Source organism: Haloferula helveola, from assembly GCF_037076345.1.
Taxonomy (GTDB): Bacteria; Verrucomicrobiota; Verrucomicrobiia; order Verrucomicrobiales; family Akkermansiaceae; genus Haloferula; species Haloferula helveola.
In genome coordinates this window covers 3,840,445-3,856,056 of sequence record NZ_AP024702.1, presented here as the reverse complement: position 1 = coordinate 3,856,056, position 15,612 = coordinate 3,840,445, and the positions used below count along the sequence as shown (strand labels likewise).

Below are 15,612 nucleotides of genomic sequence, written 5' to 3'. Positions count from 1 at the left end.
AGGCCGTTCAACCCGGGACCTGCGCGGGAACCGCTTCAACCCCGGGCTCGGGTTGCTTCAGGGCGAAGATCGCGCTCAGAACGGTCGGGACGAGAACTACGGTGAAAATCGTACTGACGGTCAGGCCGCCGACGACCACCGCACCGAGACCGCGGTAGAGCTCGGATCCGGCACCGGGCATCAACACCAGGGGCAGCATGCCGCCGACCGAGGTCAGGGTGGACATCAGGATCGGGCGCACCCGGCTGCGCACGCTCTCGACCACCGCGCTCTGGGGTTCGAGACCCTCGTCGCGCATGAAGTTCAGCGCCTGGTGAACAATCAGGATCGCGTTGTTCACCACCACCCCGGCGAGAATCACGAAGCCTAGGATGGTGAGCATGTCGAGGTTCTGCACCGGCATGTAGCGGTCGAGTTTGCTCCAGCTGTGGACCATCGCGAGTCCGAGGAACCCACCGAAGGTCGCCAGCGGCACGCTGAGCATGATCACCAGCGGATAGCTCCAGCTCTGGAACAGGATGACCATCAACAGGTAGATGACGAGAAAGGCCATGAAGAGGCTGCTACCGACCGTCCCGGCAGGTGTTCCGTCGCCGAGCAGCGAGTTCTTGATCTCCGCCAGCTTGCCCGCTGACCCGGCGAGTCCGACGCTGACATCCGGCGGGATCGTCCCGTTGGCCCGCAGGCCGTCGATGATGCCGTTGACCTGCTCGATGACGGTCTCGAGCGGCTGGCCGGCCGGCGGCTCGAACTCAAGCGTCACCGCGCGCTGGCGATCGACGTGGCGGATCTGGTCCGGCCCCCGCACGCGCTCGAGCTTCGAGACCGAGCGGATATCGACAATCCCACCTTCGGGAGTCGCGATCGGCAGATCGATGAGCTTGTCGACCGGCTGCTCGCCCTCGTCGCGGGCCGTCAGGATCTTGATGTCTTTGAGCTCGCCGTTCTGCTCGTAGTCGCGGAAAAGCACGATGCCGTCGCCTCCGGCTTGGATCGCAAGTCCGAGGTCGGTGCGGGTCATGCCGAGTTCGCGCAGGCGCTCGTCGTCCGGCACGATCCGCAACTCATCCAGCGGCAAAGCGAAGTTCGGCGGTGCCGGCGTGATGTTGGTCCCCGGAGGCACGGATGCGAACAGCGCCCCCATCGTCGCGCCGGCGGCCTGCGAAACTCGGTCGAGGTCGGCCCCACGGAAGTCGATCTGGATCGCTCCGCCGGTCGAGCCGCCGATCCGGAACAGCGGCATCTGCTTGGCGATCGCAAAGGTGTCGGGCATCCCCATTGTCGCCTTGCGGAACGCGGGAATGACGTCAGCCACCCGCGTCTTGTCCGCGGAAATCCCGCCGTGGAACATGCGGCCCTCGAACGACACCAGAAAGTAGTTGTCGAGTGGCGGCGGCACCACCGTTTCGCCGGATCCATCACCGAGCGCCACCGGCTCGCGATGATCTTCGGCTTCGGCGTTGCCGTTGTTGAGCCGGGTCTCGACGCCGTATTTGTCCGGTGTCGCTTCCCACAACGGCTTGATCTGTTCCTCGATCTGGCCGCCCATCTCAGAGAGTTTTTCGAGGTTATACGTCGGTGGCGGGAAGAGCAGGCCGAACACGAGGTTGCGGTTGCCCTGCGGCAGGTAGTCGAGCGGCGGCAGGAGGATCCGCGTGCCGACAATCGTGACCAGTGTGAAGCTTCCGATGATCAGAAGGCGCCGTGGCCAGGTTGAAGTCGCCATCGTTACGCCCTTGGCGGCAATGTCCGGCATGCGCTCGAAAAGGATCGCCAATGGCCGGAACGGTGCGCCGAGAATCTTGAAGAAGCGCGACCCGAAGACACGATCGAACAACGACGGTCCGTCGCCGGTTTCGTGAGCCTTAAGCCATTTCCCGGAAGCCACCGGGATCAGCGTGACACTGACGATGAACGACAGGCTCACTGCCGCCATCAGCGCCAGCGCGATGTCGCGGAAGAGCTGACCGGCCTGCTCCTCGATGAGCAGGATCGGCGCGAAGACGACCACGGTGGTCATCGTCGAAGCCAGCACCGCCCCGCCGACTTCAATCGCACCATCGCGGGCCGCGGCGACAGGTCCTTTGCCCATCTCAAGATGCCGGTGGATGTTCTCAATCACCACAATGGCGTTGTCGACCACCATGCCGACCGCGAAGGCCAATCCGGCGAGCGAGATGATGTTGATCGAGCGACCGAGCATCACCAGCACGGTGAAAGAAGCGATGATCGAGACCGGGATCGCGATCGCGATGATCCCCACCGCCCGCAGGCTTCGCAGGAAGAAGAGCAGGACGATCGTGGCAAGCACGCCGCCGAGAACGAGGTTCGACCGGACCAGCACGAAGGCGTCCTCGACGTAGGTCGAGGCGTTGTAGGTCGGCACCAATTCGAGAGTCCCGTCGAGCCCGAGCTGGCGCGCCTTCTGGTCGAGCAGGTTACCCGGCTGGTTCATCGTCTCCACCTCATCGAGTAGCATCTGCATCGTCTCGAGCAGGTTGGCGCCGCGCTGGAGTTGGAAGTTGAAAAACGCCGCACGCTGGCCGCGCGACCGCACCCAGGAGGTCGGTTCCTTGAAACCATTGCTGATTTCGGCGACGTCACCGAGGTAAACCGGTCCCGCCTCGTCGCGATAGATGATCATTTCCGCGGCGGCCTCGGGGGTGTCGAAGCGACCGGTCGCACGGACCCGGAAGTCGCGTTTGCCCATCTCAATCTTGCCCCCGGAAAAGTTGGCGTTCGCGGCGCTGATGCCGTCGCGGAGTTGCGCGTAGGTGATGCCGCGCTGCGCGAGCGCCTCGGGATCGACCACCACCTGCAGCTCCGAGGCCGTCGCCCCGCGCACACCGACCTGGCTGATGCCCGGGATGCGTTCGAAGCGGGGCTTCATGCTCCGGTCCATGAAGTCGTAAAGCTGGCCCGGATCGTAGGCCGGATCGGTCGAAAACAAACCGATCCACGCAATGTAGTCGGCCGACTCCGGATCCACATCCTCGACCACCGGCCGCAGCACGCCGCTGGGATAGCCGGGAACCTCGTCGAGTTTCTGCAGAACCTCATCCTGCGCCTCGCCAATGTCGGTGCCGGTTTCGAACTCGAGACGGATCGTCCCCTGCCCCGCCGCCGCGGTACTGATCATCGAGGTGAGCCCCGTCACCTCGCCGAGAGCCCTTTCCTGTTCCTCGACGATGTCGGACTCGATTTCCTCGACCGAGGCGTTCTCCCAGTTGGTGGTCACCGCGATGACCACCGAAGAGACCTCCGGAGTCATCCGCACCGGCACACGGCTGATCGCAAGGATGCCGCTGAAGATCGCAAGCATCGTACCGACCGCGATGGTGATCGGCTGCTTCAGGAGAAACTCGATGAACGATCTCATCCGGTCAGCGGGCTTGGGCGGTTTCCTTTTCCGCCGTTGGCGGCGCTTCCTTCGAAACCCATGGCTTCGGTGCGATCGGGGCACCGGGCATCAGGCGCTCGTTACCTTCAACGATGACCTCGGCGCCCTCTTCCAGTGCTCCATCGGCAAGCACGGCCTCACCCGCGCGCTCGAAGAGCAGTTGAACATCCACCCGCTTGGCCGTCGGCGGACCCTCGCCCGAGCGGTCAGGAACGAACACGTAGTTGCCGGCGTAGCTGGTCAGGATCGCGTCGGTCGGCACGATCACCCGCGGCACCGCCTCACCAAGCGGGACGGTGGCGGTGACCGAGGATCCGGGAGTCAGGCGGTTCTCCGGATCGGGAATGTGGGCCACCAGCGTGAAGCGCCGCGAGCCGCCGTCGATCTCGGGAATCACCGTGAGCTTGTCGGCGGAAATCGACTCGCCCACGCCGGAGAACTTGAGCTCGACCTGGGCAGGAGAGGTTTCGCGAAGAAGGCTCGCGTGGCGTTCGGGAAGTTGGAGCCATGCCTCGGCCTCTCCGGTCGAGACGAGCGTCACCACAGGCGCGCCCTCGCTGACCCATTCGCCCAGCTCGGTGTGGCGCACGACCACCCGACCGGCGAACGGCGCACGAACTTCGAGATCCTTCTGGCGAACCTCGAGCAATTCGAGCCGCTTCGCAGCGGCCTCGATCATTTCCTTGGCCGCGCGGGTGCGGGCTTCGGCAACCTTCATCTCCCGCAGGCTGTCCAGATACTCGCGCTCGGCGACCGCCCTCTGATCCCACAGGCCACGCATCATCTCTTCGTCCTGGACCGCTCGTTCCTGCTCGGCCTCGCGCTGCGCCAGCTCCGCCTTGGCCGATGTCAGGCCCGCCGAGGCTTCCTGCAGTTGCGCCTCAAGTCTGCGGGCATCGATCTTCGCCAACACCGCTCCGGCTTCGACAGCGTCACCTTCATCGACCGACAGGCTTTCGATCGCCCCGGACTCGATCGCCGCGACCTCCGCCCGGCGCGTTGCCCGAAGCGTACCGGTGGCGGTCAGCGTCTCGACAATCTCGCGCTTCTCGGCCGGACGGAAAATCACCGCACTCGGCGGACGGCCTCCCCCACCCTTGCCGCCGGCGTCAGGCTTGGCGTCGTTCAGCGCCTTCCAGCCAAACCAGGCGGTGACGGTCAGGATGAACAGGACCACCACCCATCCGATGGCAGTACGTGTTGAGTTCGAGTTCGACATGTTCGTCAGAGCGTTCGGATGCCTCAGCGGTTGACCACCTCGGCATCGAGATCGGGGTTCAATTCCGCGCCGATGACCCGCGAGAAGGCGTCGGCAAAATGACGGACCCGCTCGGGATCGTCATGGATGCGGGCCTGCGTCGAGCAGCCCTCCATCATCGAAAAAAGCGCGGCGGCGGTTTCCGCAGGCGAGTTGATATCCACCACTCCCATCGCTTGTGCATCGCGCAGCGATGCTTCGAGGTAGCCTTGGAAGCGATCGAGAATCTCGCGCACCTTCGCGGCCAACTCCGGTTCGGCCGCGGCCGTCTCCGCGCCGATATTGAAGTACGGGCACCCCAGTACCCGACCCTTTTGCTCGCGGCAGTCGAGGGCACGCCGGTACCAGTGCTCGATCATCCGCTCGAAGCGCGACAGCGGCGGAATGCGCGGGTCGAAGATCTTCTCGAGGTTCTCGCGCGACTCCGTTTCCCAAAGATGCTCCAGCGCCGCGATCGCAAGCGCGGTCTTCGATTTGAAGAAGTGGTAGAAGCTCCCCTTGCGCACGTCGGCCCGCTCGCAGATGCGATCGACCGAGGTCGATCCGTAGCTGCTCTCCCAAATCGCCCCCACCATCGCCTCGAGCAAGCGGGTGCGTGCGGAAACCGTCTCGGACATGCCGGCACCTGTAGTTGACCGGTCGGTCAAGTCAAACGGGATTCGTGTGACGATTTACAACCTGTTGTTTATCAGCGATCTACAATTCCCACATTTGTTGGGAAAGACTCAGAACGTCCGGACATTCGATAGCCCACCATCGGGTCGGAGCACCTGTCCGGTCATGAATTTCGAGGCATCCGAGAGCAGAAACGCGACGAGGCCGGCGACATCTTCCGGCCGACCGATCGATTGCAGGGGGTGCCGCTTCTCCGCCGCCTCGCGTTTGGCATCGCTGCCCAACAGGCCGGAGGCGAGCGGAGTATCGGTGAGCGATGGCGCGATCACATTCACCCGCACGTGCGGAGCCAGTTCCGCAGCGAGCGACTTGCCCAGTCCCTCGACCGCAGCCTTGGCCGCGGCGACCGACGCGTGAAACGGCATTCCCTGGGCCACCGCAACCGTCGAGAAGAGGACGACCGACGACGGCGCGCCCGCCTTGAGCGCCGGCAATGCCTTGCGGATCACGCGGACCGCACCGAGGCAGTTCGTCTGGAAGTCGGAAAGGAAGTCGTCGTCGCTGAGCCGGTGGAACGGCTTCAGGTTGATCGTTCCGGGGAAGTAGACCAGCCCGCCCAGCTTCTCCGGCAGCTCGAAGTCCGGCTCCTTGGATGCGTCGAAGGGAAGCGTCTGGACGCCGAGCTCGACCAGGCGGCTCGTGTCACGGGCCGCGGCGAGCATCGAAAGGTTGTCACGGCCGAGGCGTTCGACCGTCGCCAGACCGATGCCCGAGTTGCCGCCGATGATGAGGATGGGGTGTTCCATGCGGCACCCTCTTGGGGAGCTCGACGGCGTCAAGTGATGATGGAAGAAGTGCGCGACCCGCCGTCTCCTGTCCTACCCGGACAGATTCACTACTTCGACTCAAGTATCACCTCGCCGCGCCATTCAGCGCCCGTCCCGGCCGCATCGATCGCACGTAGGAAAAGAACCGAAGCGGGATCGTCGGGCAGCAGGTCATGCAGCGACCGCGTCTTCTCGAACGTCCCCCGGGCCCGCTCGAAGTCGCCGGCTTCGAAGGCCTCGACCGCCTGCCGGTACAACACGAGATAGGTTTCGTCGCGCTTCCGGATTCGGTTGGCCGGGTCGTCGCGATAGCCCAGCACCTCGTGCACCACGATCCCCTGCCGCTTTCCCTTGAGGACGAAACTTCCCATCCTCCGTGTGGCGAAGCGATCGCGATCCGCGCACTTCGCCAGCACCGCCTCGGAGACGAGGACCGATGTGCCGAGCATCTTGTTCAGACCTTCAAGCCGGGCGGCAGTGTTGGTAGTGTCGCCGATCACCGAATAGTCAAAGCGCCGTTTGCTGCCGAGATTCCCGGCCAGGCCGGGGCCCGCATTGATACCGACCCGGGTTGCTAGTACCTTCTCGATCGTTCCTTCCCCCGTCTCCAGAGTGATGGGCTTGGAACTCGCGACCTGCATCTGGATCGCCGCATCGATCGCCCGATCGGCCTCGCGGTCCACCTTCAGCGGAGCTCCCCATGTCGCCATCACGGCGTCTCCAACGTACTTGATGATGGTTCCCTCGTTATCGAGGATTCCCTCGGTCGCGCGCTCGAAGTAGCTGATCAGCGCTTTCGACACCGCTTGCGGCGGCAGGCCTTCCGACATCGCGGTGAAACCCTGCAAATCGCTGAACAGGACAGTCGCCTCGACCTCCTTGCCTCCGAGTTCGAGGCTGACCTCGTCATCGTCGATCTGGCGCGCCTGCTCCTCGGACATGTAGGACCGGAACGCGCGCCGCAATTTCCAGCGGGCGGAATACTCGATGAAGTAGTGCGCGCCGAGCGCGAGGCCGATGACCAGAGGCGCCTGGCCGAAGGCGGGAATGGTCCACAGGAAGTTCCACCCCTGCATCTGCTGGCCTAGCACACCCAACGCCGCAACAACCGCCGCCAGACAGAGGCAGGTCACGCCCCCCCGAATCGGCGCCAGCAGGCACGCCGCGCCGGAGAACAAGAACGGCAGAAGGATGATCAGCCATCGCTCGATTCCGGAATCGAGACGGGTGATCCGGCGTCCTTCGAGAAGGTTCGCGATCGCGGTGGCCTGGATCTCCATGCCGGGCGTCAGCACTTTCTCCAACTCGCCCGTGTCCCGGTTCTCGACCGGGATTACCGTGTAAGGAGTGGTGAAAAGGTCTTTGCCCGCACCGAATCCATCGGCGTTCTGCCGGGCACCAATAATGATGATCTTGTCCTGGAACGCGCCTTCGTCGATCCCGCTCCCTCGCGCGACGCCGCTGAAACTGTAACTCGGGAAAGTCCCCGCACGGCCGTAGTAGTCGAGGAACCACTCGCTCTCCGCAGCCGCTTCACGGCTCCCCGAATCGAGCTGCCGGACAATTTCGCTCAGGCTCGGCTTGGGGCCGAACGGAGTCTCGATCATCGGCCGGATCCTGCGGATGACATCATCGGTGTCGCGCGGCACGAGCGAGAGCCCCCAGCCGGCGGCGGCTTGCCTCAGAACCGGGGTGGAGAGCAGCAGGCGCTCGCGCTCGGCGGACTCGTTCCGAATCTTCACCAACTCGCCGATCAGCACGACATTCCCATGCTTTTCCATCGCGTCGGCAAAGGCCTCATCCTGTTCCGGCTTCGAGTCCGGAAAGCTGATGTCGAAGATGATCATCCGCGCTCCGGCCTCGGTCAGGAGTTTCACCATCTCGGCATGGAAACGGCGGTCGAGAGGTTCGGTGAGCGGGAGTTGGAAATCCGCAAACGTCGCCTCATCGAGCTGGATCAGCACGATGTCATCCGGCGGCACCCTTTCGGTGAACCGGAACGGAAGGTCGTAGCTCGCACGCCTCAGACCGACCCCGAAGTCGAACTCGAGAAGCATCAACCCCCACGCGAGGGCGATCAGCGAGATCACCGCTGCCGCTCCCGCCCGTTTCAGGCGCCGGTTCCATCGCGGCTTCGCCATATCAGCTCCGACTGCCGGGGGATTGCCCTGCGAAGGCGCTCATGAATGGATCTGTGCCAGTTCCTCGTTCGCCTCCCGCAACCGGTCCGCCAGCATCGCCGACAGGTTGCTCAGGATCGCCACCTGCAGCCGTGGACCGAGTTCCTCCAGACGGTCGAAAGCCTCGACCGGCAGCATCATGGTCTCGATCCGGCTGTCGGCGCGCACTTCCGCCGAACGCGGACTGTGATTGATCAGGCCCATTTCCCCGAAGTTCATTCCCGGAGAGAAGGTCGCAACCCGCCGCTCCCTTCCGGCCTCCGTCCTGATCCACGCGCTCGCCTTGCCCCTCATCAGGAAATACATTCCATCCGGGTCGTCGCCGACCTTCATCACGCTCTCGCCTTCTTCGAAAGCGATCGGCTTGAGCAAAGATCCGAGCGTCTCGAGATCTTCGAGATTGAGCCCGGAGAGCAACTGGCAGTCCTCGATCCCCACCGCCTCCGAACTGTGTTGGCGGAGCTCCAGTTCTTCCAGCAACTGATTCTCCGCTTCTTCGATCGCATCGGGCATGTCGTCGAAAAATCCGACCTTCCGCCACTGATCCGGAATCACCCGCGAGAGAGTCTCTTCAAGCAGCGGAAACCGCTCGCAGCGGCACACCGAGACTCGAAGCCCCGTCTCGAGCCAGCTTCCGAACGCCATCGCCAGCACTCCGGCGGCACTCGAGTTCATGCCGGTGACGTGGGAGAAATCGAGGACCATCTCGCGAATGCGGTCATCGGCCCGCATGAACTCGCGGGAGGCGAACTCGGCTGTTCCGAAATTCAGATCGCCCTGGAGTTCGAGAATCCGGATCGCGTCCCCCGCCTGTCTCAACGCCTCCATTTCCACAGCCGAACGCAGGCGGCTCGAACGGGTCCGTGCGAGACTTCCTGTCCGGCGGATCACCTCGGTGGCCAGACGCGGCACCTGGAATATGTGCAGGCCGAACTTCCGGGTGATCTCGCGGCAGGTTTCGATTCCTCTCACGCTATTCCCGCAGGGATCCAGCCGCGGCGAGAACACTCCGATCCCCAACTGGCCCGGCAGCACCGCAAGAATGCCGCCGGAGACCCCGCTCTTCGCCGGCATCCCGACGTTGTAAACCCACTCGCCCGCCGCATCGTACATCCCGCAGGATCCCATCACGCTGAGGATGTTCTCCACGTAGTCACGGGACACCGCCCGCTCTCCGGTGCACGGATTCACCCCGCCGTTCGCGAGGGTCGCCGCCATCATTCCGAGGTCGCGGCAGGTCACGGAGATCGAGCACTGCATGAAGTAGGCTTCAAGACAGGCCTTCGGATCCTCCTCAAGGATCTCGAAATTCCGCAGCATGTAACCGATCGCCCGGTTGCGGTGGCCGGTCTCGCTTTCCGACCGGTAAACCGACTCGTCGACCGAGAGCGGCCGCCCTGCGTGAATCCCGAGCACCCGGACAATCCGTCGGATCATGGAATCGGTATCCCCGCCGTTGACCAGCGAGGTGGCGGTGATCGCACCCGCGTTGATCATCGGGTTCTCCGGCTTGCCGGTGCCGGGACGCAGGCTGATTGCGTTGAAGGCCTCGCCGGACGGCTCCATCCAGATCTTTTCGAGAACGGCCTCCTTGCCCCGGTCCTCAAGCGCGATACCGTAAACGAAGGGCTTCGAGATCGACTGGATGGTGAACGACTGGTCACACTCGCCGACCTGATAGACCTGGCCGTCGGCCGTCACCAGACAGATGCCGAACCATTCCGGATCTGCCTTACCCAGCTCGGGTATGTAGGTCGCGACCTCGCCATCGCGGTTTTCCAACAACTCGGAGTGAAGGGACTCGAGAATCTTCTGAATCGGGGGAACCGGAGCACTCATTCGGCTTCAATCATCGGGTTTGGACAGGCTGGCCCTCTCAGGGACCGGTGGAAAGGCTTCGGTCATGGGTGATGACGACACGTCCGAAGCGGGTCGTCGACGAGCTGATCGGTTGGGTGTCGGTCACCGTGATGTAGTCGGAAGATCCGTCCGCCTTGGTGAAGGTCTGCAGCGTCGTGACGTTGGTTCCGGTCGCCAGGTCTTCAAGCGAGTCGGCCACCTCGACCTCGTAGCGGATCGCGTCGGCCACGGCGCTGACGTAGACCTCGAACTCGGCGAAGGTGCTCTGGGCCGGACTTTCCTTCATGCGGATCGGAGGGCGGTAGTCGGCAACATCGGGATCGAGATCGAGCGCATACTCCATCAACGCGACCAAGGTGTCGCCATCACCGTCGAAGCTGTCGTCGGAGATCAGGTTGAGCTGTTTCCAGATATCATAGCCGGACAGCGGCTCGTAAACGACGTTGAAGGTATTGGTTGCCCCCGCCGTGACCTGGCTGGCGAGGAAGGTCACCGGGTCCGGTGTCGCGTAACCGGACACCGCATTAAAGGTGAAGGTGAAGCTGTCCCAGTCCGGATTGAACGGCACCTGCTGGCCCGACTTGACGTTGGCGTAGCCGCTGCCCGCATTCGGCGTCACGGTCCACCGTGCGGCGCTGAGGGTGGCACCCGGCGAGACCGTGACCGACAAGGTCGTGAAAGCTCCGAGATTGTCGAAGGTCACCAGCGAGGAATTGCTGTCGAGCACGTCGTCGTTCCCCGTCGATGCGTCTTCGGCATCCTTGATCATCCGTGTGATTTCGCTGTCGATCACCCGGTAAACCGCCCTGCCCTGTCCCGCCAGGAGGATGGCCGCGGGGTACTGCTGGCCCGTGCCGGGCGGCTCGACAAACAACGCGCTGCCGCTGGCACCGCCGTCACCGAAGACTTCGGTGCTCTGGTAGAGCTTCGGCAATGGGTTCGAGTCGATCGCCGAAAGGGCTGTGCTGAAGGTTTTCTCGAAGATCCGTCCCCTCACCGGGTAAGTCTGGCTGCGTTGCGGATAGCCTACCGCGTGCTTCGGCTCGCTGCCGGTCATCCAGTTGCGGTCGGCATTGCTTTCGAGGAAGTTCGCCGAGCCGCCGTCCCAGGTCGCTACGTCGCTGAAGTAGAGGGCCGCGAAGTCGACCTCCTGCGCGTCCTCCGGCAGGTTCGCCACTTCACCTTCCACCGAGTCCGGCGCGATCAATTTGGCGTAGCTGGTGCGGTAGAGGATGCCTCTCGGTGACATCGGCGGCGCCTGCCTCGTGTCCTGCTGCTGGCGGGGAAACCACTGGGTGTCGGCCCAGTTCAGGCCGTTGAAGTCGAAGAACAAGTGACCCGCGGTCAGCACCACACGATCCGCCACTACGGTGCCGGTGCCCCGGCCGAGCGGCGTGCGGATCATCCCGACGTATTGATACGGGTCGCCTTCGAGGTTCGGCGACGCGACGAGGTCGAAGGTCTTCGATGCATCAAAGTTGCTGATCCGGAGGTAATCACCCCAGTTGAGCCCGAGGGTGAAAGTGGACGAGATGGTGATCTCGCGCGATCCCGGCGTGGTGTAACCCGCCACCGGCTTGAACTCGATCCGGTAGTTGCCTACGGGAACCGTCGTAGCAATCAGGTCCTCGAAGGTATCACCGTTGTCCGCGACATTCCGCCAGACCGACTCGCCGGTAAAGCGCCAGCTGAACCCTTGGGCGGTTTCGGGAAAGGTCAGCGTGCCGGTCTCTGTCGCCGGAATCTCGAGCGCCACCACCGGATTGAGCACCGTGGCGCCGGCACCCGGAGTGATCGGCGAGGTCACGACCTGCGTCGACCCCGGAAAGCCGATCATCTCGAGCTGGTATTCCTCTCCGTCCACAATGTCGTCGATCGTCGCGCCGCTCGGATGCCAGAGGAACTCGGACGAAAGCCGCCACAGTGACTCGGGCCGGGGCAGATTGACGGTGAGTGTGTTGCCCGCCGTCGACGGCAGCGGATCGGGCGCGGTCTGCGGCAGCGCCACGATCACATCAACGGTATCCGTGTTCACGATTCCCGCGGCGTCAGTCACAGTCAGCGTCACCGTCGTGCTCCCGACCGGGAAACGGGCGCTTACGGTCTCCCCGCTGGCGCTGCCTCCTGACCACTCCCATTCCCACGAGACGATCGAGTTCTCCTGGTCGGACGACCCACTGCCATCCAAGGTTACCTCCTCGGAACCGAGCGGCTCGGTGATCTCGTAATCGGGGGCGGGACCGCGGACGACCGAGTCGGTCACTGAAATGTCGGATCCGGCGTCAGCAAGCGGCTCAAAGTTCGCGTTCGGGTTAAGCGCGGCATAGTCCCGGAAGACGAAGGCCTTGCCGGTCCGGAGGCCTGCATCGTTCCGTCCGTTGCTGGAACCGACGATAAGGTCCGATCCGTCGTGCGCGACCGAGATCCCGAAGTTGGGGGACTGGCTGTTGGTGTAGGTCGGGTCGATCTCGTTCGTCACGGAAATCCGGTCCGCCAGCGACCATCCACCGGCCTGCTCCCGGAAGACATGGACCTCGCCCTTGCCGCGGATCGCACCGTCTTGGATGATGAAGGAAGGATCGCCTACCAGCAGATGCCCACTGCGGAAGAAGAGGCTGGTCCCGAAGCTCCCGCTGCCAAACGCCGTGTCGATGACCGGGACAATCTTGCCGGCGGATGCCCAGGTGCCGCCCGGCTTCGTGTAGCGGTAGACCACTCCACGGGACAGTTCGATCACTCCGTCGTTCGGTTCGCCGGGCGCACCGACAAGGATTTCGGTGTCGGTCACGGCAAGGGCCGCGGCATAGCTGTCCTGGACCGTGTCGATGGTGCCGTTCGGCTCGAAGCCGTCGCTGGTGAAGGTATGAACATGACCCCACGAGCCTGCCGCCAACTCATAGACGAAGGCCGCGCTGTCGTTGTCGAAGCCCTGCGTCTTGGTGCTGCCGACGACCAAAGTGCCTCCCCGGAGAGCAACTGCCGAGCCGAAGCTTGTGAACGCCACGTTGAACGGGGCAGGCGGTGTGACTTTCTGGCTGAAGCTCCACGTACCGCCAACCCGCTGGAAGAGGAAAACGGAGCCCGCCCGGCTCGCGACGGTGTTATCTCCCGGCGTACCCACCGCCAGCCAGTCTCCGCTCGTCGCCACCGACGCCCCGAACTCGTATTCGCTGTAAAAGGGCGTGACCGTCTCGGGGATCTCCAGCAACTGCACCTCGGTCCAGATCCCGGACTGGCTCTCGAATACCCTCACCGCGCCGACCCGGTCGGCCGTGCCGTCGTTGTAGCGTTTCGCGCCGAGAAAGGCGGAGTCTCCGTCGATCACGACCGCGGATGCGGTGAATTCGCCGTTGGCCAGACGGATCTGCTGCCAAACATCGTTGATGTTCTCGGAAAGGTATGTTGCCCCGGTGTAGACGGGACCGGTCGGTTTGTCCTCGGCGTTGATGATGACCGTACCATCCGAGATGGCGACGCTGGAGCCGAAGCGGTCGAGGGACACTCCGTCGATCGGGACGATGAAGTCAGGGAAGGGATTGTCCTGCATCAGACTGAAGGCGAACTGCGAGCGGCTCACGAGGCCCTTCGAGTCGATCACTTCCAGGGTGATGAAGTTCCCGTTGGCCGGATCCTCCAGCGTGATGAGGCCAGACTGGCCCGAAAACGTACCTCCCGGCCATATCCAGTTCCACGCCACGATCGGGTTGTCCTGCGAATCCACCGCACCGTTGACTTGGAGCCGGATCGAGCCGTCCCCGTCGGTATCCACCACCGCAACATCCTGCATACTGCTGATGACAGGCGGGCTCTCGATGTCCACGCTGATACTGTCGCGCGAGACTCCGCCGGCCCCGTCAGTGACTGTGAGCTCCACCGAAGTCACGCTGGGATCGAGGGTGGCGAAGGCCTGCAGTCCGCTCACGCTTCCTCCGTCCCACGTCCATACCGCACTCAGGACATCGCCGTTCAGGTCACTGGAAAGACCACCGTTAAGAAAGACGCGCACCCCCTCCCCGTCGAAGCTGGTCGTTGAGATGTCCGCGCCCGCATCCGCGACCGGCTCGACATTGATGTCATGCCGGTAGGTCGTTGTGTCGTAGACCCTCACCCTGCCCAGGGTCTGGTCCGAGACTACTGCCAGATCGTTGTCGAATCCGGTCACAGAGAGGAACCGCCGCGGAGTCAGATCGGAGGCGAGGAGGCGCTTTTCAGAAACGGTCGCGGTCGACCAGTCGGAGGAGACGGCGTCCTTCTCGAAAAGGATGATGTTCGCGAACTCGTCGTCGGCGATGAACGACTCCCCATCGTCGTTCATCTGGTAACCGAAGAAGCCGGGGATACCGAAGGTGATGGAAGCGATGTCGGTTTGCACCCATGAGGCACCAACCTTCTCGACAACGGTGACCCCGTCGGCAGCCGTGGTGCCTACCAGGATCCGCCCGTTCCCGATACTCAGCTCGAACGCCGAAAAGCCCTCTCCTGAAGGGTCATCGGAGACCACCGTGGCTTCATGAGTCCACGACCCCGTGACCTTCCGGTAGATCTGGAGGTCCGCACCGAAACCTGAGCTGTTCTCGCTCGTGACGACGATAAGGTCATCCTCCAGGGCAATCTTATCGCCCCAGTTGTCCCCGGCGGAAACCCCGCCCGGCGGCAGAAGCTCCGCGTTGAAGGCGAGGGTGTCACCCGACCAGTCATAGACGAAGACGCGTCCGCCGAATGCCCCATACTGATTGTTGTAGCGGTCCGACACGAGGAAGGTCTGCGCATCGACGGCATACTGCAATTGCTGGATGTCATTCACGGGGTCGACCATCGGTATGATCGAGGCGGGTGCAGTGACCGGACTTTCGATCCAGTCGGTGCCGTCGAAACGGTACAGTGTGTAGGGATCATCCTGACCGCCGAGTTCAACCGCACCGGTCAGGAAAGTGACGGGATCGATGGCCCGGCTGGGGTCCAGAAAATCGGGGATCGGATCGTAGACCCACGCTCCGCCCACCCGGCGATGGACGCCGTCGTGGGAGAACCCGTTGCTGATGACCAATGTCTCTCCCGCAACGGTACCTGTGACGAGATTCCCAAGACGTCCTTCGAAGTCCGTGAAGAGGGCCGTCTCCTTCCGGAAGACCGTAACCTCGACCGTGTCGACGTCCGTGTTGCTGGAGGAATCAGTGACGGTAAGAGTCACAGTGACCGGAACATCGGTGGCGGGGAAAGTACCCTCCGCCAGCTGGCCGCTGGAACTGCCGCCAGCCCAACTCCAAGTGTAACTGACAACATCCCCGTCCGTGTCGGTTGTGCCGCTCGCATCGAGCGCGACGGTCACCGATTCATCGCCGGTCAAATCTACGATCTCGATGTCCGCGCCCGCATCAGCGACAGGACTTGCGGCATGGATCAATTGGAGCAGGGAGATGGAGACCAGAGCAGTCGCGACGGGGGCTTTCATGATCGTGGATTCGGGGCTGG

General features: G+C 63.4%; 7 protein-coding genes. All 7 read right to left on the bottom strand.

Features of this window, described 5'->3' with window-relative positions:
* Nucleotides 1-7: 7 nt before the first annotated feature.
* Nucleotides 8-3,379 (bottom strand): efflux RND transporter permease subunit, encoded by a 3,372-nt coding sequence (locus tag HAHE_RS14485; RefSeq protein ID WP_338685407.1) that lies wholly within the window; start codon nt 3,377-3,379, stop codon nt 8-10.
* 4 nt (nt 3,380-3,383) lie between these two features.
* On the bottom strand, nt 3,384-4,619 hold the full coding sequence (locus HAHE_RS14480) for an efflux RND transporter periplasmic adaptor subunit (protein ID WP_338685406.1): 1,236 nt from the start codon (nt 4,617-4,619) through the stop codon (nt 3,384-3,386).
* Nucleotides 4,620-4,642: 23 nt separating this feature from the next.
* Nucleotides 4,643-5,275: a TetR/AcrR family transcriptional regulator gene (locus HAHE_RS14475; RefSeq protein ID WP_338685405.1), complete on the bottom strand. Its 633-nt coding sequence runs from the start codon at nt 5,273-5,275 to the stop codon at nt 4,643-4,645.
* Nucleotides 5,276-5,383: 108 nt separating this feature from the next.
* A complete protein-coding gene (locus HAHE_RS14470) occupies nt 5,384-6,079 on the bottom strand; it encodes an SDR family NAD(P)-dependent oxidoreductase (protein WP_338685404.1) in 696 nt (231 codons plus the stop codon).
* An 89-nt stretch (nt 6,080-6,168) separates the two neighbouring features.
* Nucleotides 6,169-8,241 (bottom strand): adenylate/guanylate cyclase domain-containing protein, encoded by a 2,073-nt coding sequence (locus HAHE_RS14465; protein ID WP_338685403.1) that lies wholly within the window; start codon nt 8,239-8,241, stop codon nt 6,169-6,171.
* A 39-nt stretch (nt 8,242-8,280) separates the two neighbouring features.
* A complete protein-coding gene (gene glsA / locus HAHE_RS14460) occupies nt 8,281-10,119 on the bottom strand; it encodes a glutaminase A (RefSeq protein WP_338685402.1) in 1,839 nt (612 codons plus the stop codon).
* Nucleotides 10,120-10,156: 37 nt separating this feature from the next.
* On the bottom strand, nt 10,157-15,592 hold the full coding sequence (locus HAHE_RS14455) for a PKD domain-containing protein (protein ID WP_338685401.1): 5,436 nt from the start codon (nt 15,590-15,592) through the stop codon (nt 10,157-10,159).
* Nucleotides 15,593-15,612: the final 20 nt, after the last annotated feature.

What these genes read in the sequence shown, in the direction of transcription:
- HAHE_RS14485 (WP_338685407.1), bottom strand. Translation starts at nt 3,379, where the DNA reads ATGAGATCGTTCATCGAGTTTCTCCTGAAGCAGCCGATCACCATCGCG.
- HAHE_RS14480 (WP_338685406.1), bottom strand. Translation starts at nt 4,619, where the DNA reads ATGTCGAACTCGAACTCAACACGTACTGCCATCGGATGGGTGGTGGTC.
- HAHE_RS14475 (WP_338685405.1), bottom strand. Translation starts at nt 5,275, where the DNA reads ATGTCCGAGACGGTTTCCGCACGCACCCGCTTGCTCGAGGCGATGGTG.
- HAHE_RS14470 (WP_338685404.1), bottom strand. Translation starts at nt 6,079, where the DNA reads ATGGAACACCCCATCCTCATCATCGGCGGCAACTCGGGCATCGGTCTG.
- HAHE_RS14465 (WP_338685403.1), bottom strand. Translation starts at nt 8,241, where the DNA reads ATGGCGAAGCCGCGATGGAACCGGCGCCTGAAACGGGCGGGAGCGGCA.
- glsA (WP_338685402.1), bottom strand. Translation starts at nt 10,119, where the DNA reads ATGAGTGCTCCGGTTCCCCCGATTCAGAAGATTCTCGAGTCCCTTCAC.
- HAHE_RS14455 (WP_338685401.1), bottom strand. Translation starts at nt 15,592, where the DNA reads ATGAAAGCCCCCGTCGCGACTGCTCTGGTCTCCATCTCCCTGCTCCAA.